General features: G+C 61.8%; 27 protein-coding genes and 1 tRNA gene. 3 read left to right on the top strand and 25 right to left on the bottom strand.

The genetic code is table 11. The features are described 5' to 3' along the window. The first annotated feature begins 9 nt into the window (after positions 1 to 9). Entirely contained in the window at positions 10 to 417 is a 408-nt protein-coding gene (locus I7X09_RS14580; RefSeq protein WP_200317483.1) for a DUF4259 domain-containing protein, read from the top strand. Here the strand turns inward: I7X09_RS14580 and I7X09_RS14575 are convergent. From I7X09_RS14575 to I7X09_RS14475, 21 genes are all read right to left on the bottom strand, one after another. Then, a complete protein-coding gene (locus I7X09_RS14575; RefSeq protein ID WP_095969525.1) occupies positions 411 to 1,337 on the bottom strand; it encodes a D-isomer specific 2-hydroxyacid dehydrogenase family protein in 927 nt (308 codons plus the stop codon). The genes I7X09_RS14580 and I7X09_RS14575 overlap by 7 nt on opposite strands. An 89-nt stretch (positions 1,338 to 1,426) precedes the next feature. Next, the gene (yut, locus tag I7X09_RS14570; RefSeq protein WP_095969524.1) at positions 1,427 to 2,470 is read right to left on the bottom strand and encodes an urea transporter; all 1,044 of its coding nucleotides are present in this window, start codon (positions 2,468 to 2,470) and stop codon (positions 1,427 to 1,429) included. A gap of 34 nt (positions 2,471 to 2,504) precedes the next feature. Beyond that, positions 2,505 to 3,452 carry an urease accessory protein UreD gene (locus I7X09_RS14565; RefSeq protein WP_047888769.1) on the bottom strand — a complete coding sequence of 316 codons (948 nt, stop codon included), beginning with the start codon at positions 3,450 to 3,452 and terminating at the stop codon, positions 2,505 to 2,507. Beyond that, positions 3,449 to 4,090 (bottom strand): urease accessory protein UreG, encoded by a 642-nt coding sequence (ureG, locus tag I7X09_RS14560; RefSeq protein ID WP_019746463.1) that lies wholly within the window; start codon positions 4,088 to 4,090, stop codon positions 3,449 to 3,451. Before ureG ends, I7X09_RS14565 begins: the two co-directional genes overlap by 4 nt. A 10-nt stretch (positions 4,091 to 4,100) precedes the next feature. After that, the gene (locus I7X09_RS14555) at positions 4,101 to 4,814 is read right to left on the bottom strand and encodes an urease accessory protein UreF (RefSeq protein ID WP_019746462.1); all 714 of its coding nucleotides are present in this window, start codon (positions 4,812 to 4,814) and stop codon (positions 4,101 to 4,103) included. Then, positions 4,798 to 5,445 (bottom strand): urease accessory protein UreE, encoded by a 648-nt coding sequence (gene ureE, locus I7X09_RS14550; RefSeq protein WP_019746461.1) that lies wholly within the window; start codon positions 5,443 to 5,445, stop codon positions 4,798 to 4,800. Before ureE ends, I7X09_RS14555 begins: the two co-directional genes overlap by 17 nt. Positions 5,446 to 5,454: 9 nt before the next feature. Beyond that, positions 5,455 to 7,173, bottom strand: a complete 1,719-nt coding sequence (locus tag I7X09_RS14545) for an urease subunit alpha (protein ID WP_003943847.1) — start codon at positions 7,171 to 7,173, stop codon at positions 5,455 to 5,457. 35 nt (positions 7,174 to 7,208) lie between these two features. Beyond that, a complete protein-coding gene (locus tag I7X09_RS14540) occupies positions 7,209 to 7,646 on the bottom strand; it encodes an urease subunit beta (RefSeq protein ID WP_003943812.1) in 438 nt (145 codons plus the stop codon). 29 nt (positions 7,647 to 7,675) lie between these two features. Further along, positions 7,676 to 7,978 carry an urease subunit gamma gene (locus I7X09_RS14535; RefSeq protein WP_003943837.1) on the bottom strand — a complete coding sequence of 101 codons (303 nt, stop codon included), beginning with the start codon at positions 7,976 to 7,978 and terminating at the stop codon, positions 7,676 to 7,678. A gap of 51 nt (positions 7,979 to 8,029) precedes the next feature. Further along, complete coding sequence (gene amt, locus I7X09_RS14530) at positions 8,030 to 9,709, bottom strand: ammonium transporter (protein WP_234036924.1); 1,680 nt, start codon at positions 9,707 to 9,709, stop codon at positions 8,030 to 8,032. 575 nt (positions 9,710 to 10,284) lie between these two features. After that, complete coding sequence (locus I7X09_RS14525; protein WP_200317479.1) at positions 10,285 to 11,280, bottom strand: squalene cyclase; 996 nt, start codon at positions 11,278 to 11,280, stop codon at positions 10,285 to 10,287. A 92-nt stretch (positions 11,281 to 11,372) separates the two neighbouring features. Continuing rightward, positions 11,373 to 12,062 (bottom strand): Imm52 family immunity protein, encoded by a 690-nt coding sequence (locus tag I7X09_RS14520; protein ID WP_234036955.1) that lies wholly within the window; start codon positions 12,060 to 12,062, stop codon positions 11,373 to 11,375. Between the two features lie 92 nt (positions 12,063 to 12,154). Then, positions 12,155 to 12,850, bottom strand: coding sequence for an Imm52 family immunity protein (locus I7X09_RS14515; RefSeq protein WP_234036923.1), 696 nt, complete (start codon positions 12,848 to 12,850; stop codon positions 12,155 to 12,157). 532 nt (positions 12,851 to 13,382) lie between these two features. Beyond that, positions 13,383 to 14,156 carry a hypothetical protein gene (locus I7X09_RS14510; RefSeq protein WP_234036922.1) on the bottom strand — a complete coding sequence of 258 codons (774 nt, stop codon included), beginning with the start codon at positions 14,154 to 14,156 and terminating at the stop codon, positions 13,383 to 13,385. A gap of 247 nt (positions 14,157 to 14,403) precedes the next feature. Beyond that, the gene (locus tag I7X09_RS14505; protein WP_234036921.1) at positions 14,404 to 15,099 is read right to left on the bottom strand and encodes a hypothetical protein; all 696 of its coding nucleotides are present in this window, start codon (positions 15,097 to 15,099) and stop codon (positions 14,404 to 14,406) included. Positions 15,100 to 15,141: 42 nt separating this feature from the next. Continuing rightward, on the bottom strand, positions 15,142 to 15,837 hold the full coding sequence (locus I7X09_RS14500) for an Imm52 family immunity protein (RefSeq protein ID WP_003943963.1): 696 nt from the start codon (positions 15,835 to 15,837) through the stop codon (positions 15,142 to 15,144). Further along, on the bottom strand, positions 15,834 to 18,935 hold the full coding sequence (locus I7X09_RS14495; protein WP_200317477.1) for a hypothetical protein: 3,102 nt from the start codon (positions 18,933 to 18,935) through the stop codon (positions 15,834 to 15,836). Before I7X09_RS14495 ends, I7X09_RS14500 begins: the two co-directional genes overlap by 4 nt. Then, positions 18,932 to 19,270, bottom strand: a complete 339-nt coding sequence (locus I7X09_RS14490; protein ID WP_200317475.1) for a hypothetical protein — start codon at positions 19,268 to 19,270, stop codon at positions 18,932 to 18,934. Before I7X09_RS14490 ends, I7X09_RS14495 begins: the two co-directional genes overlap by 4 nt. A 62-nt stretch (positions 19,271 to 19,332) precedes the next feature. After that, positions 19,333 to 19,731 (bottom strand): hypothetical protein, encoded by a 399-nt coding sequence (locus I7X09_RS14485; RefSeq protein WP_200317473.1) that lies wholly within the window; start codon positions 19,729 to 19,731, stop codon positions 19,333 to 19,335. 90 nt (positions 19,732 to 19,821) lie between these two features. Continuing rightward, positions 19,822 to 20,505 (bottom strand): MspA family porin, encoded by a 684-nt coding sequence (locus tag I7X09_RS14480; RefSeq protein ID WP_200317471.1) that lies wholly within the window; start codon positions 20,503 to 20,505, stop codon positions 19,822 to 19,824. A gap of 590 nt (positions 20,506 to 21,095) precedes the next feature. After that, a complete protein-coding gene (locus I7X09_RS14475) occupies positions 21,096 to 21,947 on the bottom strand; it encodes a glycoside hydrolase family 43 protein (protein WP_223257880.1) in 852 nt (283 codons plus the stop codon). A gap of 252 nt (positions 21,948 to 22,199) precedes the next feature. On the opposite strand from I7X09_RS14475, the gene I7X09_RS14470 reads away from it, so the two are divergent. Continuing rightward, the gene (locus I7X09_RS14470) at positions 22,200 to 22,694 is read left to right on the top strand and encodes a YfbM family protein (RefSeq protein ID WP_200317470.1); all 495 of its coding nucleotides are present in this window, start codon (positions 22,200 to 22,202) and stop codon (positions 22,692 to 22,694) included. 80 nt (positions 22,695 to 22,774) lie between these two features. On the opposite strand, the gene I7X09_RS14465 is transcribed toward I7X09_RS14470, so the two are convergent. The 3 genes from I7X09_RS14465 to I7X09_RS14455 form a co-directional block, all read right to left on the bottom strand. Further along, positions 22,775 to 22,864, bottom strand: a tRNA-Ser gene (locus I7X09_RS14465). Positions 22,865 to 22,914: 50 nt separating this feature from the next. After that, positions 22,915 to 23,340 (bottom strand): MarR family winged helix-turn-helix transcriptional regulator, encoded by a 426-nt coding sequence (locus I7X09_RS14460; protein ID WP_020968140.1) that lies wholly within the window; start codon positions 23,338 to 23,340, stop codon positions 22,915 to 22,917. A gap of 128 nt (positions 23,341 to 23,468) precedes the next feature. Continuing rightward, positions 23,469 to 24,707, bottom strand: coding sequence for a lactate 2-monooxygenase (locus I7X09_RS14455; protein ID WP_200317468.1), 1,239 nt, complete (start codon positions 24,705 to 24,707; stop codon positions 23,469 to 23,471). On the opposite strand from I7X09_RS14455, the gene I7X09_RS14450 reads away from it, so the two are divergent. Then, the gene (locus I7X09_RS14450) at positions 24,706 to 25,695 is read left to right on the top strand and encodes an NAD(P)H-quinone oxidoreductase (protein WP_200317466.1); all 990 of its coding nucleotides are present in this window, start codon (positions 24,706 to 24,708) and stop codon (positions 25,693 to 25,695) included. The genes I7X09_RS14455 and I7X09_RS14450 overlap by 2 nt on opposite strands. Before the next feature lie 15 nt (positions 25,696 to 25,710). Here I7X09_RS14450 and I7X09_RS14445 read toward each other — a convergent pair whose 3' ends face one another. Further along, complete coding sequence (locus I7X09_RS14445; RefSeq protein ID WP_124566822.1) at positions 25,711 to 26,913, bottom strand: cysteine desulfurase-like protein; 1,203 nt, start codon at positions 26,911 to 26,913, stop codon at positions 25,711 to 25,713. Positions 26,914 to 26,917: the final 4 nt, after the last annotated feature.

Genomic DNA, 26,917 nt, shown 5'->3' with positions numbered 1-26,917 from the left:
GAGTAGACAGTGGGCGCGTGGGGATCGGGACCGTTCGAGAACGACGGTGCAGGGGATTTGATCGCGTCCATCGGACACGGTGACTTCACCTTCGAAACGGTGGAGTGGGCATTCGAGGACGACTACCTAGAAGTGGACGGCGGCCAAATCGCCGTCGCCTTGCTCGAATTGGTGCTGATCGTGCGCGCCGATCGCAAGCGCGACCCTGCCACCCAAGACCTCGATCTCGATTCCTTCACCTCGACCCTGACCAGCGAGCGGCTCACCTGGCTGATCGAGATGGTCGAGCGCACCATCGCATCGACCGATTCGGAACTGTTCGAACTGTGGGACGAGCAGGGACCGGAAGAGCTTGCGTCGTGGCGAGTTCCCGTCGTGGACGGTCTAGAGGATTTGCGCGTTCTGTCGGTTCAGTAGCCCGCCGACGGATCGATTACCGCAGCGAGGTCCTCACCCGCAGCGAATCGTGCGACGTTGGCGGCCACGTGATCTGCCAGCACACGCGTGAGCGTCGTAGCCGGGTTGGCGACGTGCGGAGTGATGATCGCGTTGGGGAGCTTCCACAACCGGTGCCCGTCCGGGAGCGGCTCGGGGTCGGTGACGTCCAGTGCTGCACCCCCGATCGAACCAGCTTCGAGAGCATCGACCAGCGCCTCGGTGTCGACCAGGTTGCCTCGTGCGATGTTCACGATCCAGCTCGACTCCGACATCTGGTCCAGTTCAGCCTTGCCGACCAGATGCCGCGTCGCGGATGTCGAGGGCGCCGCGATCACGAAGTGATCAGCCTTGGACCAGATTTCGCCGGTGCGGTCGGCCGAGAGCGTTTCGGAAGCACCATCGACAGGGGTCCCGGAGCGGGTGATCGCGATGACCTTGACCTTGGACGCGGCGAGGTACGGGATCAACGCACGGCCGATGCCGCCGCAACCGATGATCGCCACCGTCGAGCCCTGCAAGGTACCCACCCGCGGGTCGAACTCTTCCTTGCGCCACGACTGCGCCGCCAATTGTTCGGGGAGAGAGCGCACACCGGCGAGGAGAAGCATCATCGTATGTTCGGCGACATTGCCCGCGTACGCCCCGGCAGCAGACGTCCAGACCCGCTTGTCGTCGATCACACCGGCGTCGAACCAGGGCTCGATCCCGGCGAACGGCAACTGCACCCAGCGAACCGAATCGGGTAGCGACGACGGGAACGTCTCCGGCCCCTGTACCCACACGACGCCCTCGGCTTCTGCCAGTGGAACGAGAGCTCCACCGGCTCGGCGTATTCCGTCGGCGACGTGAGGATCCTCGACGGGACCGAGGTGGATGCGAGGGGCGCTGGCGTCTGTCATGTGGGTGCTTTCTGTTCGACGGTGGCGGCAGGGCGAATAGATGTACTCATCGCATGCCCTAGCGTACGGGCGCCTCGCCGATCACCTTTCTATCCGTTGGCCTTCGCGATCGAATCCTTGCCCTCGGCCGCTCCGCCCTCGATGGTGTCGTGCTGGATGGGAACGAATTTCTTCTTCGGCAGCAGGAACAGCCATGTAGCGAAGACGAACGGGCCCGTCCCGGCGGGCAGGCCAATCGGGGCGAAGGCCGATACCAGCGTGCCGTGGATGACAACAGTCACCAGCACGCCGAAGACGGTGTAGACGAACACACGCCACGACGGGTTGTAGAACACCGACCCCAGAGCGATTGCCGTCAGCACCGAACTGAGCCCGTAAAGACCGTTGCCGACGTCTACGGTGTTGGCACCCAGCGCCAGCACCGCACCCATCGCTATCGCGGAACCGATGAGCGCGAACAACGCCGCCCAGCGTGACGCGACCAGCAGCGCGATCACGAAGATGATGCCGGTGACGGTGTTGTTGATCAGAAAGATCTGGGAGACGTTGCGGAACAGCGTGTCCCACAGGAAGCTGAACGTGATGTCGGCATGAACCGACGCGTCCCCGATGTGTTGCGGAAACTGGCCCGCGCTGAGGTCCGACGTTTCGATCCGCAAGAACTGGAATGCCGCGAGGAGAAAGAACCAGTTGACGAGGTTGAACGGAAATGTCAGTGCCGGTACGCCCCACGTCTTGAAGACATTGGCAACCGCCAGGAACGCGATGGTCGACGCAGCAGCTCCCACCACGAGGTAGATCCACAGCATCACGCCACCGGCAAGGAATGTCGGAAAGGCAGCTCCCACAAGAATTCCGTTGTACCCGTACAGGCCGATACGCATCGAATCGTCGTCAGAATGCAGCATCATGCCGGTGACGGTGGATACCACCAGACCCACCACGGCACCGATCGCGACGGTGATCGTGTCCGCGGCTGTCGCGCCCCAGAAGATGCCGACCAGAAACAGCAGGCCGGTCAGCGCATTGCCCTGAAACATCACTTGCCCGGAGCCTTTGAGATTCGTGTCGATGAATCTGAGCACGACGTTCTTGTCCGCGACGTCGTCCCACGGCTTGGTGATGGTGGTCATCGCACGTCCCTCGATCCTTCTCCGGCGATCCGCGTCATCCCCAGAGCGGGACGGGCGGAATGGTGGTGTCCAGAACTGCCTTTCGCACCAGAGCCCAGAAATCACGAACCTTTGCCTTGACGGGTTCGCTCTCCGGACCGAGGACTTTGAAGATGAGACCAGCGTCGTTCGGTAGCCGACTCGCTCCGGAAACGACCTTGCCGTCACGGCCCGGAACTACCTCTTCGAGAATCGCGTCGGCATGTTCCTTCGGTGTCAACAAGATGACATTGCCGAACACGTCGTGATCGCCCATGATTCCGCCGTATCGCACGGGAAAACGTGCCGGTTCGATCACCAGCTTCTCGGTGAAGAGGTTCTCCCCGTCCGGACGCTCCGCCTTGATCATTGTGGAGTACAGGTCGTAGACGAACATCTCTCCGCCGTCGTGGTACTTACGACCTGGCATGACGATCTCCGAGAACAAAAGCGTTGCAGTCGGATCCACCGTGATGTCGGTGCGCGCGTAGTACCTCGCGTTGCGGTGCGGAATCGTCACCCCCGGCATCAGTTCGAGATACGAATTCTCCGCGAGCACCACTTTCTGGAGTTGCGACGCGTGATTGGCATCCATCCGGTGGACCTTCGTGGCCGACTGAGTGGTCACGTGCGCGAGGGAACCCGGCTCCATCTCGATGGTGAGGAACAGTCGATCGCCTTGCAACACACTGCCGGACGTGGAAATCATGTAGACGCACGGCATGGTCGGCAACGCTTCGTCCCAGTACAGCGCCTGCTGAACCAGCAGCGGTGTCTTGCGGTACATGTCCCGCAGAATCGTCTTGTCGCCACGGTCGACAAATCGCATCTCGAGAACGCCGGTCTTCCCGACCTTGCCGGCTGGGGCCTGCTTCGGTTGATCCTGGTACTGGTCGAGTTCCGGGATGGTCGGGATCGGCCCCGGGAGCGCTCGCGATGCTCCCGGGACGGGCGGTGCGCTCACGGTGCGCTCGCTCCCACTTCCTCTTCGTCGAAGAGGACTCCGTGCACGATCAGGTCCACCACGTCCTTGATGCCTTCCCCTGTCATGCAATTGGTGAAGACGAACGGCTTGTCTCCCCGCATTCCCTTGGAGTCGCGATCCATGACTCCGAGATCTGCGTTGACGTACGGTGCGAGATCGGTCTTGTTGATGACCAGGATGTCGGACTGCGAGATTCCCGGACCGTTCTTGCGCGGAATCTTGTCGCCTGCGGCTACGTCGATGACGTAGATGAAGAAGTCGACCAAAGCAGGGCTGAACGTCAGTGTGAGGTTGTCGCCACCACTTTCGATGAAGACCACGTCGGTGTCCGGGAACGTCTTCTCCATGTCCTCGACGGCCGCGAGATTCATACTCGGGTCTTCGCGGACGGCGGTGTGTGGGCAGGCTCCCGTCTCCACGCCGACGATACGTTCCTCCACGAGAACACCTTTGAGAGCCTTGCGCACATGCTTGGCATCTTCGGTGGTGACCACGTCGTTGGTGATGATCAGAACGCTGGTGCCCCGCTTGATGAACTCCGGCGTGATCGCCTCGATGAGTGCGGTCTTACCCGAACCCACGGGTCCGCCGATTCCGATGCGCGTTGTCTTCTTCATCGTTCTCCTTCTAGTTCATGAACATTCGGACGTGCGCCTTGACGTGAACCGCAGCCAGAATGTCGATCATCGGGGCGAAATTGGACATGTCGTCGAGTCCGTAGTCACGCACTGCGGCGTACTCACGGCCGGCGCTCTGATTGACCTCGAACAGAATCTCCTGCGTCGCAAGGTGATCTACTCGGACGATGCGAAGGGCAGCGCCGAGCAACGTCATCGCGACACCGTACTGATTGACCGTGAAAGCGTCCTCCTCCGGAGAACCCATCTCCGCGAACGCAATTCCGAGGCCGACGGGGTAGGTACCCGGCGTCTCCCCCGATGCGATCGCGGCCAACCACTTGTTGAACAGGGTCTCACCGGCCAAGCGCCCGCCGAGTTCGGCCAACTTCTTACCCATCCGGGTACTCATCGTGCGTGCTTCTTCGTTGAGCTTGCGTTCGATCACTGCATGATCGGCGGCGAGGATCGCCGAGAAGTCACCGGCTGTCGCGCCCCGGTGCGCCGCGAGTACGGCGATACCGTCGCACGTCGCCCCCTGATGCGCCGCCGAGAGTACGAACTCCCGCAGCGACGGACCGTCGGTGACAATTCCCTGCGCCACGGCCGATTCCAAACCGTTGGAGAACGAGAAGGAACCGACCGGGAACATGGAATCGGAAAACTGCATCATCCGCATCGCGCGGTTGATGCTGAGCCCGGATCCCTCAGACGAGAGGGTCATGGGTATGCCCCTCGCCCTCACGAGCGGCCGCACCGAACAAACGGCGTGCCTCGTGTGGAGCGATGTAGGGAATGACCTCGGCACCCGGGATGAAGGTGTACTCGATGCCCTCGAAAGCATGTGTCCGCATCACCGAGCCCATGACCGCCTTGTCGACCGTCAACGGAACGTAGACCTTCATTCCCTTCACCACGGCAGGCCAGTGCTGGTTACCCACGGCATGTCCCAACTCCAGGCACGTCTGAATCATCTTCTCGGGCGTGACGTCGACCAGTGCGCTCAGGTCGATCTCCAACACGTCCTTGAGGTTGATCCTGGCCACGACGACGGTGTTCGCCGGCTCGTCCCACAGCAGAATGTCGCCATCCTGCAACTGAATACCCCGATCGAGCGAGACGGCCAATTCACGGCCACCGATCGTGGTGCGTCGTAGCCGACTCTTCTGCGCTTCCCACTGATCGAGCGACAAGACGTCGACTACCGCATTGTCGAGTCGACCGACCCACTCCTCGTCGGTCTCCTTCCCGAGCAGCGCGTCGATTCGCGTCGGCTTTCCGCTCGGCGCGGTCATCTCGCCGTGCGTGTGTGGCGTCGCATCGGCGCCGTGCGTGTGTGTGATTGTTCCCGACACAGGAGACCCCTAACTGAAGAAGTAAAGTTGGTTCAAGCGAATGGATTCGGCAGGTTCGACGTATGCGTGGACGCCGTCCGCAGTCACCGCGAAGGTCTCCGGGTCCACCTTGATTTCCGGAGTGGCCGAGTTGCGAACCAGATCACGCTTGGTGACTGTTCTGGTTCCCTCGACAGCAACAACCTGACGTTCTAGACCGAGCCTGTCCTTGATGCCGTCGTCGAGTGCCGCTCGCGAGACGAACGAGACCGAACTCTGCGGCAACGCCTTGCCGAATCCACCGAACATCGGCCGGTAGATCACCGGTTGTGGTGTCGGGAGCGACGCATTCGGATCTCCCATGGCGTGCCAGCTGATCAGACCGTTCTTGATGATCGTCTTCGGCTTCGCACCGAAGAATGCGGGCTCCCAGAGAACAAGATCCGCCATCTTCCCGACACCGATCGACCCGACCACATGCGAAAGACCGAACGTCAACGCGGGATTGATCGTGACCTTCGCGACGTAACGCAACACGCGGAAGTTGTCGTGCGTCGGCGAATCCTCGGGCAGCTTCCCGCGGGACCGCTTCATGCAGTCCGCTGTTTGGATCGCGCGTAGCCAGTTTTCTCCGACGCGGCCCATCGCCTGTGAGTCACTCGAGAACATCGAGATGACGCCCATGTCCTGCAGTACGTTCTCGGCACCGATCGTCTCGGCGCGAACGCGGGACTCGGCAAAAGAAACATCCGAGGGCACTTTGGGATTGAGGTTGTGACAGACCATGATCATGTCGAAGAGTTCGGCCTGAGTGTTGATGCCGTACGGCAACGTCGGGTTGGTCGACGCCGGAAGTACGTTGTCCTCTCCCGTCACCCGCAGAATGTCGGGTGCGTGGCCGCCACCCGCGCCCTCGCTGTGATAGGTGTGAATCGTGCGTCCTTCGAAGGCCGCGATGGTGTCCTCGACGTAGCCGGCCTCGTTGAGCGTATCCGTGTGAATGGCGACCTGAACATCCATTTCGTCTGCCACCCGCAGAGACTCACGAATCGTGGCCGGGGTTGCGCCCCAGTCCTCGTGGACCTTCAGACCGGCCGCACCGGCCTTGATCTGTTCGACCAGGGACTGATGCCCGGACGAGTTACCCTTGCCCAGCATGCAGACGTTGACCGGCAAACCCTCGTTGGCCTTGAGCATCATCTCCATGTTCCAGATGCCGGAAGTGATGGTGGTGCCGTTGGTTCCGTCGGTCGGGCCGATGCCGCCACCGATCAGCGTGGTCACTCCCCCACTGAGCGCGTGATACGCCTGCTGCGGTGACACGAGGTGCACGTGTGGATCGATGCCGGCGGCAGTGAGAATCATCTGCTCACCGGAGATCGCGTCGGTCGCCGGACCGGTCGTCAGCCCCGGAGTGACGCCTTCCATCGTGCTGGAGTTTCCCGCCTTGCCCCAGCCGACGATCTTCCCGTCCTTGATTCCCACGTCTGCCTTGACGACGCCGATGGTTGCATCGACGATAACCACGTTGGTGATCACGAGGTCGAGGGCACCGTCGATGCTGCACGACTCCGGATCCTGGCCCATGCCGTCGCGCAGCGTCTTGCCGCCGCCGTAGATCGACTCGTCGCCGATGGTTCGAAGATCTTCCTCGACCTCGATGTACAGGTCGGTGTTGCCGAGCCTGATCTGGTCACCCGTGGTAACCCCGAACAGACCCGAATACTCTTGTCTCGAAATGCTTGTCATGGGTGTTGCTCTCCTTCGTCCGCCGTGAACGAGAATCAGTCGGTTTGAGGTTCGGACAGGAAGCCGAGTTCTTCGGCACGCTGGACGGCTCCGGGGAGCCTCGGCCGGTAGGCGGCGTGGGTCGGCGCCCAACCGTCGACAAGTCCGTTGAAGCCTTGAACCCGTTGCTTGCCTCCGAACGGCACCAACGTCACTTCCTTCTCGTCGCCCGGCTCGAACCTGACCGCCGTGCCCGCGGGAATATCGAGGCGCCAGCCGAAGGACTGTTCACGATCGAACGACAACGCGCGATTGACTTCCATGAAGTGATAGTGCGAACCCACCTGGATGGGACGGTCACCGGTATTTCGGACTCGCAGCTTCAAACGCGGACGACCCTCGTTCAGCTCGATCGGCTCGTCCCGCAACACATATCCGCCGACCGGCACTTTCTTCTCGCCGCCGGAATCCTTCTTCGTCGATTTGCTTGCCATCTTGGAGTGCTCCTGACATCTCGGTCGGGCTACTGGATCGGAGAGTGCACGGTGACGAGCCGGCTACCGTCGAGGAACACCGCCTCGACCTGCACACGCGGAATCATCTCCGCGACACCTTCCATCACGTCGTCGACCGTCAAGGCGTGCGATGCGTCGGCCATGACCTCCTCGAGTGTCTTGCCCTCCCGAGCTCCCTCCAGAGCGGCTGCAGTGATGACTGCGACGGACTCCGGATGATTGAGTTTGAGCCCCTTTGCCTTTCGCCTCAGTGCGACATCCGCCAACATGAGAATTGTCAGCTTGTCGAGTTCTCGCGGTGTCAGATGCATTCCGAACGCTCCTTGTCGATCATGCGGTAACTCCCTGTCGTCGAATACATGTCAGCTCCCCTGTTCCGTCGCTTCGGTGAGAGGTTCGGCCGCCTGCTGGACGAAACCGCTCCTCCTGCCGCCCGAGTACTCGTTGATCGCGTCCAGAACCGCCTGGGCATGTTCCGAGGCGACCAGCACCTCGACACGCAACCGCTCCGTGAACACGACGTCGTTGCGTTGCCCGCGAAACTTGAGCGAGGCCGAGTCGCTCGCGGAGACATGCGCTTCCGATACGACTATCGACTCCGCTCCGGCAGCCAGCAGCGCCTCCCGAAGCTTCTCGGACTCGATGGTCTGCAATACCGCGGTGATGAGTTCGTGCTTCGGGGCGCCGAGGTTCGGAACAAGTTTTGCCCCCTCGACCAGGACCCCCGAGTCGAACCCGCTGGTCTGCGGCGCACCACCGGCGTCGACGAATGCGGCGTTGTAGCGGTACGCGTCCATGCCTTGCTGACGACGGTCGATGTCCACCTGGTCTTTCGGAGCCAGCTTGAGACCGATGGTCTTCTCGATGCCCGTGGCGATCAGCCAGGTCACCACGAACGAGAAAGCGATGACGACGATCAACGCCAGCGCCTGCTCGCCGAGTAGTCCTGCGCCGCCGCCGAAGAAGAGTCCATCGCGGCCGATCGAATTGATCGCCTTTTCGCCGAACAAACCGAGAAGGAGGGAACCGAGGATGCCGCCGATGAAGTGGACCGCGATGACGTCGAGCGCGTCGTCGAACTTGAAGATCGACTTGAGCGCGAGCGCGAAGTGGCAGACCAGTCCGGCAAGCGCGCCGATCGCCAACGCGGAGAAGGTGCTGACGAAGCCGGCGCATGGAGTAACGGTCGCGAGACCGGCTACCGCGCCGGTGATTCCACCGATCGCCGTGGCCTTGCCCTCGGTATACCTTTCGATGACGAGCCAGACGACCATGCCGCCCGCTGCGGCGATGTGAGTGTTCATCAAGGCTTGTGCCGCAACACCATCGGCGGCCAATCCGTCGCCTGCGTTGAATCCGAACCAGCCGAACCACAGGATGCCTGCGCCGATCAACGCCAGAGGCACCGAGTGCGGGACTGCCTCGGCGTTGGGCCATCCCGGACGTTTGCCGACCACCAGCAAGATTGCCAGGGCGGCGGCGCCGGCGGATGCGTGGACGACAATTCCGCCGGCCCAGTCCTGGGCTCCGCGGAGCGCCAACCAGCCTTCGGGATTGAAGAGCCAGTGCGCAATCGGGGGGTAGACGATGATCGACCACAGCACGAGCAGAACGGCCCAGCCCAAGGGCTTGAGCCGGTTTGCGGTCGCACCGGTGATCAGCGCGGGCGTGATGATCGCGAACATCATCTGATAGACCACGAACGCCAGAGTCGGTACCGCGACTGCACCTTCGATCAGGTGGAAGCCCGGGGCGGCGGCAGTGTGTATGTCCTGCAAGCCGAACAATCTGAGGTCACCGAGGAAGCCGGAACCCCAGTCTCCACTGAACGCGAAGCTGTATCCGAACACGACCCAGGTAATCGAGACGAGACCGAGTGGGACGAGGTTCTGCTGCAACATGACGAGCGCACTGCTACCACGCACCAGACCGGCGTAGAAGAAGGCGAGTCCGGGAACCATGAAGAGAACCAGGCCAGCGGAGATCAGCACCCACGCCGTGTCCCCACTGTCTATCACTGCTTCGGCTAACACCATTTCCATCGACATCGACGACCTCCGAGCATTATTCGGACTTGAACAAAGTCATTGGTTAAAGCAGCAATTCGCGATGTTCCGGTTCGCTGCGACAGTTACGCTACGCCCCATAGTTGCACCTTCTCAGCAAAATCGGGGGAACATCCGGTTTTCACGTTTAGTAGAGCATTGTTCTGGGAAAAGATGGGACTTTGCCTAAACATTGCGGACGCTTCACAACCTACAATTGCGGGACTAATTCTCGCCGAAAGTGGTTTAAGTCTTGCAAAATGGGGAACGTAGCCGCAGGTGAGCGACGGTTTCGGAGCAGAAATGCCGTTTCCAGCTCGGGACTTAGCTCCCTAACCAAGACAGCTGCGAGTGCCCTGTTTGATTACCAACGTCGGTGACCCGCCTATCCAATCGGGTAGGTAATTTCACCGAACATCTTCTCACCTGTTCAGATGACTAACCTTCACCGCACTGAGGGCAATCCTGTCGTTAATATGTTCTTCATCCGTACTGGATATTTCGACCGGAAAGTCGAAGATCACCTTTCGATAACCTTTAAAGGTGAAAAAACTCTCGCTGTAACTCTTTTGTTATGCAGAACCTAGAAGGGAGGGTTGATCCCACCAGGCGAGCACTCGGATGCCGGACAAAGTCAGCCACTTCGACGGCTCCCCCGCCTCTGTGTCGACCTCGAACCACACCCGCCCCGGTTGGCGACCGGCCTGGAGCCACGTCCCATCCGAGGCTCGGGCGGCCCGGATCATCTCGATCGCGTCCGCCATTCGCGGATCAGACTCATTTCCATACGACAACGACGCTTCACGGAAGTAGTCGGCTGCGTTGAGCACGTTGTAACGCCACCGGAACAGGTACGCGAACCGGCCGACCCAGGGCCCCACCGGTTCGCCGGTCGAGAGTCGCCGGAACAGACCGCGCTGCAACAAGTACTCCTCACCGGATCGCCGAGCCGCGCGCGTCTCATCCGTTCCCCCGGTCGCGATCTCGTACGCGAGAAGCCCTTTGAGTGAATTGAGCGTCGAATGAAACGACGATCGCGTCGAACCTTCGATCCACTCGCAGTTCCACCCACCATCTGGAAGTTGATGCCGCACAAACCAATCAGCGAGCTCATCAACGCAAACATCGAGCCACACACCGTTTGCCACCGTCCAGGCGTTGATGCAGCAATCGACCTCACCGTCCCAGTACGGCCGGCCCTCGTACTCCCAGCGACAGTTTTCCGCGAGCAGTTCTGCGGTTCGACGCTCCCGCAGAACACCGGCGTCGAGGCCCCACTCACGCAAGGAGTTGAGCGTCCAGGTTGTTGCCGTCCAGGGTTGCGAACTTTGTTCTGCTGCTTCGGGTCCCGCGAAGTCGAATTCTGCCGGGAAGAACGCGCCACCCGCCCATTGGCCGTCTCGATCCTGTAATGAAAGCAGGCGTGCACCAAATCCTTTGGTAGTGATCGACGCGCGCGTCGCCGCCCACACAGTGGGCGCTTCGTTCAACAGATCGCGCTCCACCTGCCACCGAATCGCTGGATCCGAATCGAGGAGCCACGCGAGCAAGTCGGTTCGGGGTGCCATCTGGCAATACTATCGAAAGGCGAAGCAGGCCATCCGGTTAACGCATTTCTCGACATCTGATGCAATGGTGAATTCCGGACCCGTTGCGTGGCCTACACCGGGTAATCCAACGCCGCCCGCACCGCCAGGATGTCGGCGGCAGCGACCTCCATTGGCTTGTCCCCCAACCGAATCAACGTGCCAGTGGGCAGTTCCTCTACCACCGCAGACCGGGGGAGTTTGCTGCGGTCGACTGCGATCTGGGAATAGAAGTACGTCTCCCATCCCACCTCGACCTCGCCTTTCGACCGCTTCTGAAGTTTTCTGTAGTCGCCGATGCTCCACCGGGCTCGCTCCGGTTTCCAATGCTTGACGATCACTCTCACGATCGCGTCTCCGATGCCTGGGTCGAGTAACCGTCGTAGTTCGGAGGGAACATCCTCCTCTGTCGGCAACGCTACTTGAACGCTGTTGGGTGCACTGGTTTCCAAGCCTCCGACCCAGCCGATGATTGCGCGCGCGGTTCCGTCTTCCGGTGACAAACTGATGCTGTAGCCCGGCCCCGGCGTGTCCGAGTACCCCATCTCCCCCGAGCGGGAGTGCTCGAAGATTCGCACCAACCCGTCCACACTGAGATCCGCAGTGCCTCGACTTCGTTGCTTCGTATTCGCCCACGGCAATGCCAACTCCGGGTCGATCGCCGCCAGATCGTCGAGGAAAGCCCGGATCGTCTGCGCCACCTCCTGACTCGACTGCACCCGCGTGCCCCAATATCCGGCTACCGTCGGCCGCCGCCCGAACATGCTCACCGCCCCGTCCTTTCCAACCACTGCGTAATAGTCTCCGTCCGACTACGTGTCGCGACATGAGCAAGGGTCGGCGGTCACGCGGCGTCTTAGACCGGGTAACCCAGTGCTTCCCGCACCGCCAGGATGTCGGCAATATCGACGTCTAACGGTTTCTCGCCCAACCGAATCAGCGTTCCGTTGGGGAGTTCCTCCAGTGCGGCGACGACGGGCAGTTTGCTGTGATCGAGATCGATCCCGGACCGAATGTATGTCTCCCACCCGACTTCCACCTCTCCAGCCTTTTTCCCTTGGGCTTTCTGGTATACCGGCGTTCCCCAACGGGCTTTGTCTGGAGACCACTGTTCGATGATCGCTTTCATGATGGCGTCACCGACGCCTGCGGTTAGCAACCGCGATGCCTCCCCAATTGCTTGTTTCTCCGGAGGGAGGGTGACGTTGACGAGATTCGGAACCCTCGGAACATTCCGGCCGAGAGAGAATTGGATTCTCAAGAACTGATATCTGTCCGGGTGCAACAAACTCACGATGTAGCCGAGGTCGAAGGCAGCAACGGATTGCCCTTCGACATCCTTCGCTGCCCGGAAGATCTTCGCTAGGCCTTCCACGCTTAGATCGGTCGACTCGAAGGCAGTCTCGGGCGAAAACACCCAAGCTTCTCCAAGTGCTGGATCAATGTTCCTCAGACTATGAAGAAACGAGAACACCTCCGCTGCAATGCCTTCTACCGGTTGCGTCCGAGGGCCCCAATACCCGATCACTGTCGCGCCACGATCCGAATTCATCGACCTTTCCTTTCCAGCCACTCTGCGATCGTCATAGTCGTTCTCGGCAAATCATTGTCATTGAACAGTTGTGGTCCGGGTTGCTGCGGAGCGCCGGGGGCATCCGGATTCACCGGCACCTGACCGACATCAGGCAGAGTCGGCACACTTGGTTCCTCGGTGCGACCTGGCGAGGGAGCCTCCAGGGTGGAGTTCTCGGGTCTCGGGTTCGACCCCGGATCGCCAATCCCACCGGGCGAGAGTGATTCCCACTCGCCACGATCGGGATCGCCGGGAAAGTGGGTTGCGAGGGTTCCGGAATCGCGGGATCCGGGCGTGCAGGTTCATTCACGGACGGAACAGAGGGTTGATCATGCTCGGCAGGTGGAACTGTGCCGTCGATGGCGGGTATGCCGCGCGGTGGCACTCCACCCGGAGCGTCGATCAGCTGGTGCGTAGCCGGATCGGGATCGCGGCGCGGTAATTGCGGGCAGGCTGGTCGGTCCGCGCCATCCCTACCTGCAGGCAGCCCCGAGTGCGCCCAACGTAGGGCTCACAGCCGTCTGAAACCTTTGGGTAGAGGAATCTCCGGTCGTTCGGTCGGCAGTCCTGCTGCTGCGCGGATGCTTCGGATGTCCTCGACTGTTAACGGCGTGGACAGATTCTTCTGGATGACGATTGTGCCGTCCTGGTAGGGAAATGCCTCCACGCTGGGCGGGAGCTGTGTTTCCTCGATCGGCAACTCAGGACCGAAGTAGGTGCAACTGCCCACGATCGCGTCACCCGGTACGTTGAACTGAGGCGATGATTCGGTTCGGCGGTAGAGCACGGTGACACGAGAGTCCCAGATATCGGCTAGCCCCTGAACGAGCTTCAATGCCAGCGAAATCAGTGATTCGTCGGCAAAGGCACATGCGAATGCGCCGGACCCTGAGGTGCCCCCGAAACTGACAACGACTTTGACGTCTCCAGCGGGTGAATACAGGGTCATATGTCGTCCCAATGAGATGGGATACATACCGCCGGTGGCATCGGGGGATCGTCTGCGCTCGATCAATGCGGCTTCGATCGATTTTTCCGTCGAAGGTACAAGGATCTGACGGAGATTCGACGCCAAGGCCTGCTCGACTCCGGCACCGTCGGGGAGGGCATCGCCTACTGTTTGGTACAAGTCGACGTCGAAGACACGATCGATGTCGCGAAGCAATCGTAGCGAACGTGCAACGAGCGCGGCCGTGACGGCCTCGCTTTCAGGCGAACCCTTTCGTGGAATGACCTTCACTGTCAAGCCCACCGTAGGATTGCGGCGCAGTGATGACGTAGGCACTTTCACTCCCCTCCAAATACGATGATGTTGATGTTCTCCATCCCGATGACCTCGTCGAACGCATCCTCCATTATCTGAGCAGCTTGTTCTTAAGAACACCATCACCTGCGGACGTGAGCTTGGCCGTAACTTCTGGTGTCACAGCCGGCGCGAGCCTTTCGGTAGGCGAACCTCCGGTCGTTCGGTCAGCAGGCCGACTGCTGCACGGATGCTTCGGATATCGTCGGCAACCAACGGGGCGCGTGGATCACGCTGGATGACGATCGTTCCTTCTCTTGTACGGAAAAGCTTCGACAGTGGGTGGGATCTGCGTTTCGTTGATCGGCATCTCAGGGCCGAAGTAGGTGCAACTGCCCACCGTTGCGTCGCCGGGCACGTTGTACTGCGGTGTGAGCTCCGCATCCCGGTAGAGCACGGCCGTGGGAGCGTCCCAGATATCGGCCATGCCCTGGACGAGTTTCAATGACAGTGAGATCAGAGATTCATCGGCGAAGCCCCCTGGGTACGGCCAGATGAAGGTGCAAAGTAAGGAACCTGCTCCTGCCGTACCCCCGAATCCGATGAGAATTTCGATGTTTCCGTTGTCGGTGAACAACCTGAGTTGATGCCCGAATGAGAGTGGGTAAATCCCGCCTGCGGCATCAGGAGACTTTCTGCTCTCGATCATTGCGGCCTCGAGGGAGTCCTCTGCCTGAAGCGTGAGGATCCGTCCACCATTCGATGCCAGAGCCTGCTCGACCGTAACGCCGTCGGGAAGGTCATTCCTCACGGCGCGATACATGTCGACGTCAAAGACTGGGTCAAGCTTTCGAAGGAACTGCAGTGACCGCGCTGCCAGCACTGCGGTGACCGATTCGGCTTCCGGCGGCCCCTTCCGCGCCATGACTTTCACGGTCAACCCGGACGCCGGATCGCGACGTAAAGATGAAGCAGACAACGTCACTCCTGCTCGAAGACGATCGACCAATCGGAACAGTCTCTGGCGCTACACCGGGTAACCCAACGCCGCCCGCACCGCCACGATGTCGGCGGCATCGACCTCCATTGGCTTGTCCCCCAACCGAATCAACGTGCCAGTGGGCAGCTCCTCTACCGCCGCAGATTGGGGCAGCGCGCTGCGATCGAACGTAACTCCGGAATGGAAGTACGTTTCCCATCCCACCTGGATCTGACCTCTAACTCGCGGTTGCAGATCGAGGTAGTCGCCGATGCTCCACCGAGCCCGATCCGGTTCCCAATGCTTGACGATCACTTTCATGATCGCGTCCCCGACATCCGGTTCGAGCAACCGTCGCAATTCGGGGGGAACATCCTTCTCCGTCGGCAACGACACCCGGACACTGTTGGGGGCACTGGTTTCCAGCCCGCCGACCCTGGCGATGATCCGCCGCGCGGTCCCGTCTTCGGGTGACAAGTCGACGTCGTAGCCCGGTCCCGGGGTGTCCGAATACCCCATCTCCTTCGAGCGGGAATGCTCGAAGATTCGCACCAACCCGTCCACGCTGAGATCTGCTGGCACTTTGTCGAACTCGGCAGTCGAGACCCACGGCAACGCCAACCCCGGGTCGATCGCTTCCAGATCGTCGAGGAAGGCCCGCATCGTCTGCGCCACCTCCTGACTCGACTGCACCCGCGTGCCCCAATACCCGCCCACTGTCGGCCGCCGCCCGAAAAAGCTCATCGCCCCGTCCTTTCCAACCATTGCGCAATAGTTTCCACCGTGACACCGACGACGTTCTCGTCGTCGAAGCCTCTCAAGGCGAGTTCAGCATATTGTTCGTTGAGCATCACCCACACGAGCTCAGCGTCCATCCCGGCTTGTGCGAGGGCATCGAGCTGCGCCTGAGCGGTCTTGGGCCAATCTTTTTGCCAAACACGGCCCCGGAAGTCCGTTACGTAAGGTTCACCGTTCCGGTCGAAGATGAAGTCGTAGATGTGTTTCGCATCGACGATGACGTTCATGTCCGGGAACCAACCGTCGAACTTGAGCTCACCGTTCTTCCCGGCATCGAATGGCAAGATGAACGCGAACTGCCCGTCCACCAGCGTGACGAGTTCCTGAAATACCCGAGAAGGCCTCAACCTCCGAGCGGCGTCGTACCGGAGACCTTCGCCTGCATCACCCCATACCCCAACATCGGTGCCATCCCGATCACCGATGATCCGGGACTGCAACGTACGCAGATCCAACGGGCCGACTCCTTCGACCTCCACGATGTCCGGCGGTGTTTCGCCGGGTGCGAGTTGCGGTGGTTTTTCTCGTGCGAACGGCATCCACCACAACGGATCCTGTTCAACCCCTGGTCCCTCCGGGCTGTCAGGCTGTGTGGGAGGCATCGTGACCGCGGGTCGCTGCGTCGGATCCTCGATGACGCCAGGGCTGGGAATGGTGCTCGGATCGGTGGCGAAGGGGTCGAATTCCGGTAGTCCGGGTTGCTGCGGAGCGCCGGGAGCGTCCGGATTCACCGGCACCTGCCCGACATCGGGCAGAGTCGGCGCACTCGGTTCCTCGACCTGACCTGGCGAGGGAACATTCGGGGTAGAAATTCCTGGTGTCAGGTTCGGCCCTGGATCACCGATCTCCCCCGGCGTGGATGGTTCCCACTGGCCGCGGTCGGGATCGCCGGGCGAAGTGGGTTGCGAGGGTTCCGGAATCGTGGGATCCGGGCGTGCAGGTTCATTCACGGAAGGGATCGTGGGGTGGTCATGTTCGGCAGGTGGAACTGTGCCGTCGATGACGGGTATGCCGCGCGGTGGCAGTGTGCCCGGCCGGGGAATGTTTTGAGCAGGGGTCGATGGTGAAGTAACCGGGGGCCGGGTGGGTGTTGTCCGGTTCGAGACGATCAGGTCTTCGGCCCGGATCGCGCCGACGGCCAGACGGGCCCCGCGCAGCGGTGGGACGACGAAGCTCATGATCTCGTCGGTGTAGGGCTGATCGAAAGCGACACCGGGGTCCAGATGCTGCGCGTCGCCTATCCGAACTGGTTCGCCGGTGCTCCAATCGTACAAGGACAGTTCCGAGTTGGAATGGTCGAAAACCTGGTAGGGGCGTCCCTGCTCGTCGTAGGTGACCTGCAGGTCGTGCTCTTCTCCCTGCGCGTCGGTGTACGTCCAGCTCCACACGTTCGGCACCTTCGAAGGTGTGCCGGACCAGTTGGTTCCGTTTTCGTCCGTGAACGAGACGTCGCTGACAGCGGGTTCGGTGGTGTAGTCCTGCCCGCCGATGTTCGAAGTGATCGGCTCCTGGGTTTGGTCGGCGAGTATTGCGTCGCCGACGGGGTTTCCGGTTCCTGTTTCGGTGATCGGTGGTTCGGAGACCTCGGAGTTAGGGTCACCGGACATGAGATGGCCGAGGTCTGAATCTGCCGGGTCCGCAGGTTCTGTGGTGTAGTCGTGCCCGCCGATGTTCGAAGTGATCGGCTCCTGGGTTTGATTGGCGAGTATTGCGTCGCCGACAGGGTTTCCGGTTCCTGTGTCGGTGATCGGTGGTTCGGAGACCTCGTGGTTGGGGTCACCGACCATGAGCTGCTCGAGGCCTGAATCTGCCGGCTCCGGGGGGTTGGCGGCGAGGACGTTTTGTGCGTCCCTGCGGGCTTGTTCGCCCTCCGGGGTCATCGGGCCGATGAAGTTCGCCTGCGCTTCGAGCGCAGCACGTTCTTCCGGTGTCAGCTCCGGGTCGGCGAGGATCGGGTACAGCAGGTTCTCGATGCCTGCGGTGTCGACGACCTGGACGAGTTGCCCGTCCCGGATCTCGTAGTGCGTTGGAACAGGAGTGCCGTTGGCGTCGTACGCCCACGGGGCATCGATTGTCGAGACCGGATTCCCGTCGGCGTCGAAGACGGTGACCGTGCCATCGGGGTTGACACTCATGTGACCGCCGGGCGGCACCGTCACCGGAATCACGGATTCGTGCGACGACGTTTCGTCGTGGATCAGGAAGAAGAACCGGCTTCCGCCGGTGATCGGATCGAACACCCGCAACGAGGACTGCCCGCCAGGTGCGTACGCAGTCAACGGCGACACGACAGTCCCGACCGCCTGGGAGAGTACTGATTCGGGCGTGCGGGGGCTGAAAGGTCCCGGCCGCCCGCGCACTCCGATACCCGCAGCGGTGAACGCCGCAGCGCCGATCAGGGCGAGTTCGAGATACCGGTCACGGCCCGAGTCCTCCCCGGCGGTGGAAACATCTGCTGCCGGGTCCGGAACCGTTTGGGCCGGTGCGATATTCGAATCCGAATCCGCGGGGATCGGTCCGGGACCACGATCGGTGGTGGTTCCCTCACCCGGGGTGGGTGTGGGTGAGGGAACCGCTGATGCCGATGCATTGGGGAATGCACCGACACCAGTTTCCGAGGCCGGGGACTCGGAAGCAATGGGCGGAACCTCGATCGTCGGCACAGGGACGATGGGGGTGCCGTTGTAGGTGGGAAAGTTCGTCGGAGCATTGGCCCCGACATTCGGGCCACCGCCTGGAGCCTGCGCACCGGGGAGCCCGACGGTGGTCGTCGGCGCAGCTGTCGACGTCGTGGACGGCGCACTCAGGCACGGGTTGATGATCTCTGGCGGGATGGGTGCGCCAGGTGGCAGCGACGCAATGAGATTCAGGTAGATCTGATGATCACGTGCTCGCACCGCCGCGCAGTCTTCTTCCGGCGTCGCGTTCGCCGGAGCGGCGGAGAGTGCAAGTCCCGCACCGATCGCTCCGGCCGCTCCGGTCAACAGCGCCCCAGCGGCAAGCACTCCCGCGAGAGTCCGGCGAAATCGTCTACCGGACTTCACCGGTGCGCACCACGATTGTCACTCTTCTTCGTTCGGAGTAGCGCGATGAGTTTGTCTGCGCCCCACCAGAACAACCGTCCGGAGATCGACATCCACAAGAAGAACGCCAGGTAAACCAGGATCGTCCCGTAGTCGTTCGCCCAGCCGGCGAGCTTCCCGATCACCGCGAATGCCGCGATCAGCAACCCCAGTCCAACTGCCGTAGCGATCACAGCCTTGGAGAGTGGACTGAGTTCACTGTCCGGATCCCAGTCATCAACGTCTGCAACGTCTTTCCTATCGATGGCAGCGGGTTCCGGTTGGACACTGCGGCGTTCGGCGTTGTTGACGGTCATGACTGGAACTCCAAATGGGAAGGGAGAGCGGGGAAAACGGGTCGCCGGTGCTGGGCGCGGTATCAGTTCCAGTACTGGTAGGTCAGGGTGACGTACCCGGCGTTGGCCGGGTTGTTCGGATCAGCCAGGTAGACATCGACGTAGCCACCAGGATGGGCAGCGGCTTCGCCTATCACTACGCGGTCGGGGGCGCTGAGCTTGCCATCGGGGCCGACGGTGAGCGCCGAGCCCGGTGCGAGCTCAATCCACCGCTGCGAGCCTGGAACGATGTCGGAGATGGCGTCCGGGATCGGGCTCGCCGCCAACGCCGCGGTTTCCGCATTCGAGAGCGACAGACCGATCCGACCCTGCTCAGGTTCGACGATCGGAGTTGCAGCAGATGCCACGCCGGCGCCGAGAACACCGAACAGGGCGATACCCGCGGTGAGGGTTCCGGCAGTGGCCAAGGTACGAATCTTCATGATTTCTCCTTTGTGGGCGTGATGAGTAACCACCCCTGGACTGGGCGGATCGGGAATAGTCGCCAGCAGCGCTGACGACGGCTGCGCGGGTCAGAGCCAGGTGGGATCGGAGTACACGAACAACGTGTTGTCGGACGTCGCCGTCGACACCGACAGTTGTGCGTACGAGCGGATCGTCACCGGCCCCATGCACGCATCAACCTTCACGTGCACGTTCTCTGCCGTGATCGACGCCTTCGACGACTCGAGATCCTTCTTCCCCAACGGAATCGTCGTGATCGTGCCCGGCGCAATCGTCGACTGAATACTCGGATTCACCGACGCATTCACACCCACGTTCGCCGACGGGACACCCGAAATACTCACACCGACAGACGGGCCGAGCGAAAAGCCAAGCCCCAAGCCAAGTCCGGAGGAAACATCGATCTGGCAGCCGATCTGCAACCCCTGCTCGACATATCCGGTCTTCACTGCCGAATCGCCCTGACCACCGATCGTGCCGGTTACCTTCGCCGACACGAACCCCTCACGGGTGAACGCCGTCGTCGCCAGATTCGGCACCGGGTTCGCCGACAGTTTCGTGGCGGCAAGATCCAACGACCAACCGTCATCGGTGACCGTACTCGCGAACTTGTCCGCCAACGCCGTCGGCGTTGCCGATGCACTCCCTGCGAAGACCACACCAGACGACAGCGCGGCAACCGCACACGTCGCGAGCCCCACTGCGACCCTCGATCGACGATGGGATAGGCCGTTTTGCGATTCGAGCGACATGAACTGCTCCTCCACGTGACACAGCAACCAGGGCGGTAGCCGACAACTAACTGAATTAGTTACCGGACGGTACCAATCGTCCTGTTTGCCCGCCAGCGCGCCGACTCCGCCATCTTGGATTTAGGGTGAACTTTCGGTAACAGATATATATCGACAGGCTTATCATCAGCAAAAAGGACCTAGGTCCCACTATGAGCAAGGTCACGGTTTGAAGGTAAGAAGAACCCTCAGAAACGGTGTGGCAAACCAAACTGAACCCACATTTCATGGGCCTCAGGGCAGTTGAAGGCCGAAAGTGCGGACATCAAGCCAGTGCACGTACTTGAATATGCAACCAAGAGGCACTACTTGGCAATCAATCGTGAAGTACGGCGCCCGAGCGGGGCCTGGGAGCGCAACTCTGCACGGTTCACGCGGAGATGTTCACTTCGTGGTCGGCGCGAACTCGCAAGACCCACTCGCGTCGCACCGTTAGCTTGTCAATCACTGATACGTGCAGACGACGCGCAGAAGTAGTACGCATGTACGAGAAAGGGCTCTGACCAAGACCGCAGTCCTTGATCAGAGCCCTACCAACTCGGAGTCGAAAGTTATGCCGGTTCTCTCATGATGCCGAGATGCCGTGCAGTCCCGGACACCCCAGGAACCTCTTGCACCGGAGACCAGGTATTCAGCCCGTCCGTGCTGTCGGAGTAGAGATACTTACCTTCGGTATAGGCGTCGAGATAGATCCGCCAGTCGCCGCTCGGCAACTGAACTACGGCCGGACCTTCGACAAGCGAACCCCAATTCCCTGGCGGGACAAACGAATAAGGTCCCGTCACCGAAGGAGCGACCGCATGCTCGACGACCTTCTTCGTCTCGTTCTTGGTGAACGCATGATAGGTCGATCCGACTTTGACCACGGTGGTGTCGATGTGGTCCGCACCGATCCCGGCGAGCGGAACAGGCGGGCTCCACAACCGGAGCGACGGTTCCAACGCCGTCATCAGATACGGCACAAATCCTCCACCGGTCGACATCGACAGGATGACGTTGACACGATCGCCGTCCACAAACCATTCAGGCGCCCAGGCCTTGGTGACGAATGGTGACAGCGACGGTCCGTCGCTGAAACCGGCCGAACCCGAGAAGCCCGGCGGGCTCGCAGAACCGGTGCCATCTCCCGTTCCAGGCATCAACGCGCAGCAAAACGGAACCGGATAGTTCCCCAGCGGTGTCCAATTGATGCGGTCGCTGCTGCGTGCGAAACCGATATTCGCCCCACCACCCGTCGTGTAGGTGAGGTAGTACAGCCCGTCCGTGTTCCGGAAGATGCTCGGATCACGCACGAGCCCAGACGGCGGCCTGTACGCCGACTGCTGGACGAGCTGAAAGCCGGTGCCGTCGGCCGACTCGTAGACATCCATGTCACGGTCGCTGGCGTTGCTGAACGCCACCATTGTGTATTTCCAGTCAGGCGGCGGCGCGGCGCTGCTGGCAGGGGCTGCGACCAGCAACCCCGCGACGACGAGGATCACCAGCGATACAGCAGAAAGGCCGGTCCGTTTTGTCGGAATCACCGATGCAGTATGTATGACAGCTGGCCCACGATGGGTAGCTTCGGCGGTAGGTAGAGCAGGATCGTTACCTAAGTCGATTCGCCTTGTAGTGAGGACGGGAACGCCGGCAAGGTCAGCCGTTAGCATCACGCCATGGAACTTGGGGTGCATTTCGCGCTGTCAGACAGCGAGGCAGCGGAACTTCTGGACGCACGCGGCGACGACGACAAACTCGGCGCAGTGGTCGAGGACATCGAGGAGACGGGCCGATCCGAGTTCTCGTGCGACACGGACAAGGCGTGGGATCCGATCCTGTGCGCCCTCTCCAGCACGGGGTACGAGCGCGTGTCCGAGAACTGGCCGGCCTACGGCGTGATCTTGGGGGACGACGACCTCAACACCGACACTTACGACCAACTCGTCACCTACCTGGCACCCGACCGGGTCGCCGAAGTCTCCTCGTACCTGGCGGAAATCACCGAATCCGAGTTCGGCGTGCGCTACGACGCGATGCCGCTCGACGACCGCAACCCCGAGTACGGTCCCGACGAGCGCCGGTACGCCTGGGGCTGGTTGCAGGAAGTGGCGGACTTTTTCCAGCGCGCGGCCCGAGAGAATCACCACGTGGTGTTCACCGTGCGGTTCTGACGCCCACTACCCAAGCAGTGTGACTCCGAAAACAGTAAAGCTCTGACCTGGACCGAAGTCCGAGGTCAGAGCCCTTGCTTTGGCGGAAGCGGAGGGATTTGAACCCCCGGTGGGTTTAACGCCACGCTCGCTTTCAAGGCGAGTGCATTCGGCCGCTCTGCCACGCTTCCGTGGGCGATCCTATCGGGTGTTCCCGCGGACCGCGAAAACGGCTCCGACGTCAGCGCTCGCCGATGGCTTTGTCGACCTTCTCGAAGACGTCTGCCAGCACGTCCAGTTCCTGGGGAGTCAGCAGATCGACCAGATTGTTCCGAACCCCGGCCACGTGAGTAGGTGCCGCCTCGGCGAGGCGACGCCTACCCTCTTCCGTGATCCGCGCGAGCACGCCGCGACCATCTTCGACGCAAGTGTCGCGCACGACGATGCCCTGAGATTCCATCCGCCTGATCTGGTGCGTCAGGCGGCTACGCGAAGACAACACGCCGTCTGCCAGGTCACTCATCCGCAACGACCCGTCAGCTGACTCCGAGAGCATGACCAGAATGCGGTAATCAGCCAACGACAGGTCGTGTGAATCCTGCAGTTCGCGGTTGAGAACCTCCATGAGGCGCTGATTGCCGTCCATGTAGCCGCGCCATGCACGCATCTCGCACGGCGTCAGCCACGGTGTCTCACCGTGCGCCGCCTGCGATGTCTCCTCGGTTGTCGCTTCAGCTGTCACAGGTTCCAAGTTTAGACCTGTGTCCGCCCGTCACAGTAAGACTCACCCTAAAGTCACGAATTGGACATCAGGATCGAACGGTCGATTTCGGCGACCGATGCCAGGCCCGCCAGCCCCATCGTCAGATCCAGGTCGGCCAGGAGACTTCGGAGCGCATGACGCACTCCGTCAGCTCCGGCCAATCCCAATCCGTACACCCACGGTCGCCCATACAGCACTGCGTCGGCACCCAAGGCCAGAGCCTTGATTACGTCTGCGCCACAACGAATTCCGGAGTCCATCAGGATGTCCACCTCATGCCCCACCGCATCAGCGACGGGACCGAGAGCGTCGAGCGCCGAAATCGACCCGTCGACCTGACGCCCACCATGGTTGCTCACGACAATGCCGGTGGCGCCGGCCGCGACGGCCTCACGTGCGTCGTCGGGATGGACAATTCCCTTCACCGCGATCGGAAGTGTCGTCCACTGGCGAAGTTTCGCGATATCCGCGATCCGCACCGCGTGATTGCCGAACAACGACACCCACGTCAGAACCGCGATCTGCAGGGCTTCTGCACTCTCCTCGGGAGGTGTGGCCAGTTTTGCGCGGAACACCGGATCCGACAGATAGTTGGCAATACCCTTCGCCTGCAGGAAGGGGAGGTGACCGAGTTCGAGATCCCTTGGACGCCAACCCATACCGGGAGTGTCGGCAGTCAGGATGATAGCCTTCGCGCCCGCCGTCTCCGCCCGACGGACAAACGACTCGGCAAGCTCGTCGTCGGCCGGCCAGTACAGCTGGTACCACCAGTTATCGCCGGAGGCCGCCGCTACATCTTCGATGGTCGAGGACGCCGCCGTCGAGAGAATCGATCCGATCCCCAACTCGGCAGTGACCGAACCGACCGCAACCTCGGCGTCGTCGTGGACCAAGCCGAGCACGCCCACCGGAGCCGTCAGGATCGGTGCAGCCAACCGCGTCCCCAACACCTCGACGCTCAGATCGCGCGCGTCGGGCGCCGCAGTCCCCCGCAACATCCGCGGCACGATCGCATGCTTGTCGAACGCCCGCAGATTCGACACCGCGGTCCGTTCGGTCGACGCGCTACCGGCGATGTACCCGAAAGCCTCCGGTGAGAGTTGCTCGCGCGCGGCATCTTCCAAGCCCGCCGCAGTCATCGGCAATGCCGGCTTCGCGCCGCTCAGTCCCGTCAGATAGATCTCGTTCTGCATGTTCCCGAAGTAAGTCACGTCCGCGACGGTAGCGGCAAAACACCCGTCAGCGGGGAGATTCGCTAGCGTCGTATCCATGTACGCCATAACGATCGATCAGCCCGGCGGTCCCGAGGTCATGAAATGGGCGCAGCAACCCGATCCCGAACTGCCTCGCGGGCACGTACTCGTCGAGGTCGCCGCGACGGCGGTCAACCGCGCCGACCTGCTCCAACGCCAAGGCTTCTACCCGCCGCCGCCCGGCGCGAGTGACATCCTCGGCCTCGAATGCTCGGGCGTGATCGTCGAACTCGGCGAAGACGTCACCGGTTGGTCCGTCGGCGACGAAGTCTGCGCATTGCTGGCCGGCGGCGGTTACGCCGAGAAGGTTGCGGTCCCGGCAACACAACTTCTCCCCGTTCCCGCGGGCGTCGATCTCCGAGTCGCAGCGTCACTGCCGGAAGTTGCGTGCACGGTGTGGTCCAACGTCGTGATGCGGGGCGGCCTACGACGCGGACAGGTCCTCCTCGTCCATGGCGGTGGCGGCGGAATCGGCACCCACGCCATCCAGGTCGGCAAAGCCCTCGGCGCCCGCGTCGCAGTTACCGCGGGTTCGGAGGAAAAATTGAACCGCTGCCGCGAATTGGGCGCGGATATTCTCATCAACTATCGCGACAGCGACTTCGTAGCATCACTCGCCGAAGCCACCGACAACCACGGTGCGGACGTGGTTCTGGACAACATGGGAGCGTCGTACCTCGGGCGCAATATCGACGCACTCGCCATGGACGGCCACGTCGTGATCATCGGAATGCAAGGTGGCCGCAAGGGCGAAGTCGACATCGCCAAGCTGATGGGAAAGCGCGGAAACATCACGTCGACGGGCCTGCGCGGGCGTCCGCTCACCGGCCCCGGAGGTAAAGCGGACATCGTCGCCGACGTCCGTGCGAAGTTGTGGCCGTTGATCGCCGACGGATCGGTTCAACCGATCGTGTCGACCGAACTTCCGATCACCGAGGCACCATTAGCCCATCAATTGCTGGATTCGCCGGAAACCGTAGGCAAGGTCATCCTCACCGTCACGTGAGCCGAGCGGGGTCGATCAGCCCAGGGCGCCGAGTTCGGCGACCAGCTGATTGATCTCGTACCGAGTCGTGTACGGCGCGAGGCCGACGGTGACGGCACCGCCTTCGTCGTTGACACCGAGTGCGTCGAGCAGCCTGGAACCACCGTGCGTGCCGCTGACCGTCGCGATGCGCTTGTCGGCCAGGTGCGCCGCGACCTTGTCTGCCGCCATCCCCTCGAGCGTGAAGCTGAGCGTCGGCACCCGCGTGGGTGCGCCGCCGATCACCATCACGTTGGGCAGGGCTGCGAGAGAACGCATGAGGTGATCGAACAGACCGTCCTGGTAGTCCTGCAGCGAGCTGATCGAGGTTTCGAGGCGCTCACGCCTGGTTCCCGTTGCCGATTCGTCCAAGCCCGCGAGGAAATCGATCGACGACGTGAGACCGGACAGCAGCGCGAACTGATGACCGCCCACCTCGAGTCGCTCGGCGCCACGTGCATACGGATTGAGCGACACGGCCGGAATTCGGTCGAGCAGTCCGGGATCACGGAAGACGAGCGCGCCCACCTGCGGACCGCCCCACGACGGTGCACTGACGGCAACGATGTCCGCTCCGAGATCAGCCATGTTCACATGCGCATATGGCGCTGCTCCGACGGCGTCGACCACCATCAGCCCACCGAATTCGTGCAGACGATCAGCTGCGGCACGGACGTTCGGAGCCGAACCGACGATCGGCGACGCGGCCGTCAGGGCCACCAAGCGAGTAGTCGAGGTGATGAGATCGTTGAACTGCCAACTCGGGAGCTCGCACGTTTCGATTTCGACTTCGGCCCATCGCACCTGAGCGCCGTAACGACTGGCCACACGGAGCCAGGGCGCGACGTTCGCCTCTTCGTCGAGGCGCGAGAGCACCAGACCGGTTCCGAGGCCCAACCGCGAACTCAGCGACTCGGCGAGCCAAGCCAACAACACCGCTCGGTCTGATCCGAGAACGACTCCCGCAGGATCTCCGCCGACCAGATCGGCGACAGCGGTGCGCGCACTCTCGAGAATGGCAGCACTACGACGGTTCGAGACGTGGCGACCGGAGGAAGAAGATGCAGAGGCACGGAACGCGGTGGAGACCGTCCGCGAGACGGCGTCCGGGATCTGCATTCCGGCCTGCGGATCGAGGTGGATCCAGCCGTCACCGAGTGAGGGAATCAACCCCCGTACGCGGGCAACGTCGTAAGCCATGCTC

Source organism: Rhodococcus sp. P-2 (assembly GCF_016598535.1).
Classification (GTDB): domain Bacteria; phylum Actinomycetota; class Actinomycetes; order Mycobacteriales; family Mycobacteriaceae; genus Rhodococcus_F; species Rhodococcus_F baikonurensis.
The sequence above is the reverse complement of the archived record's forward strand: the minus strand, read 5'-3'. Positions and strand labels throughout refer to the sequence as shown.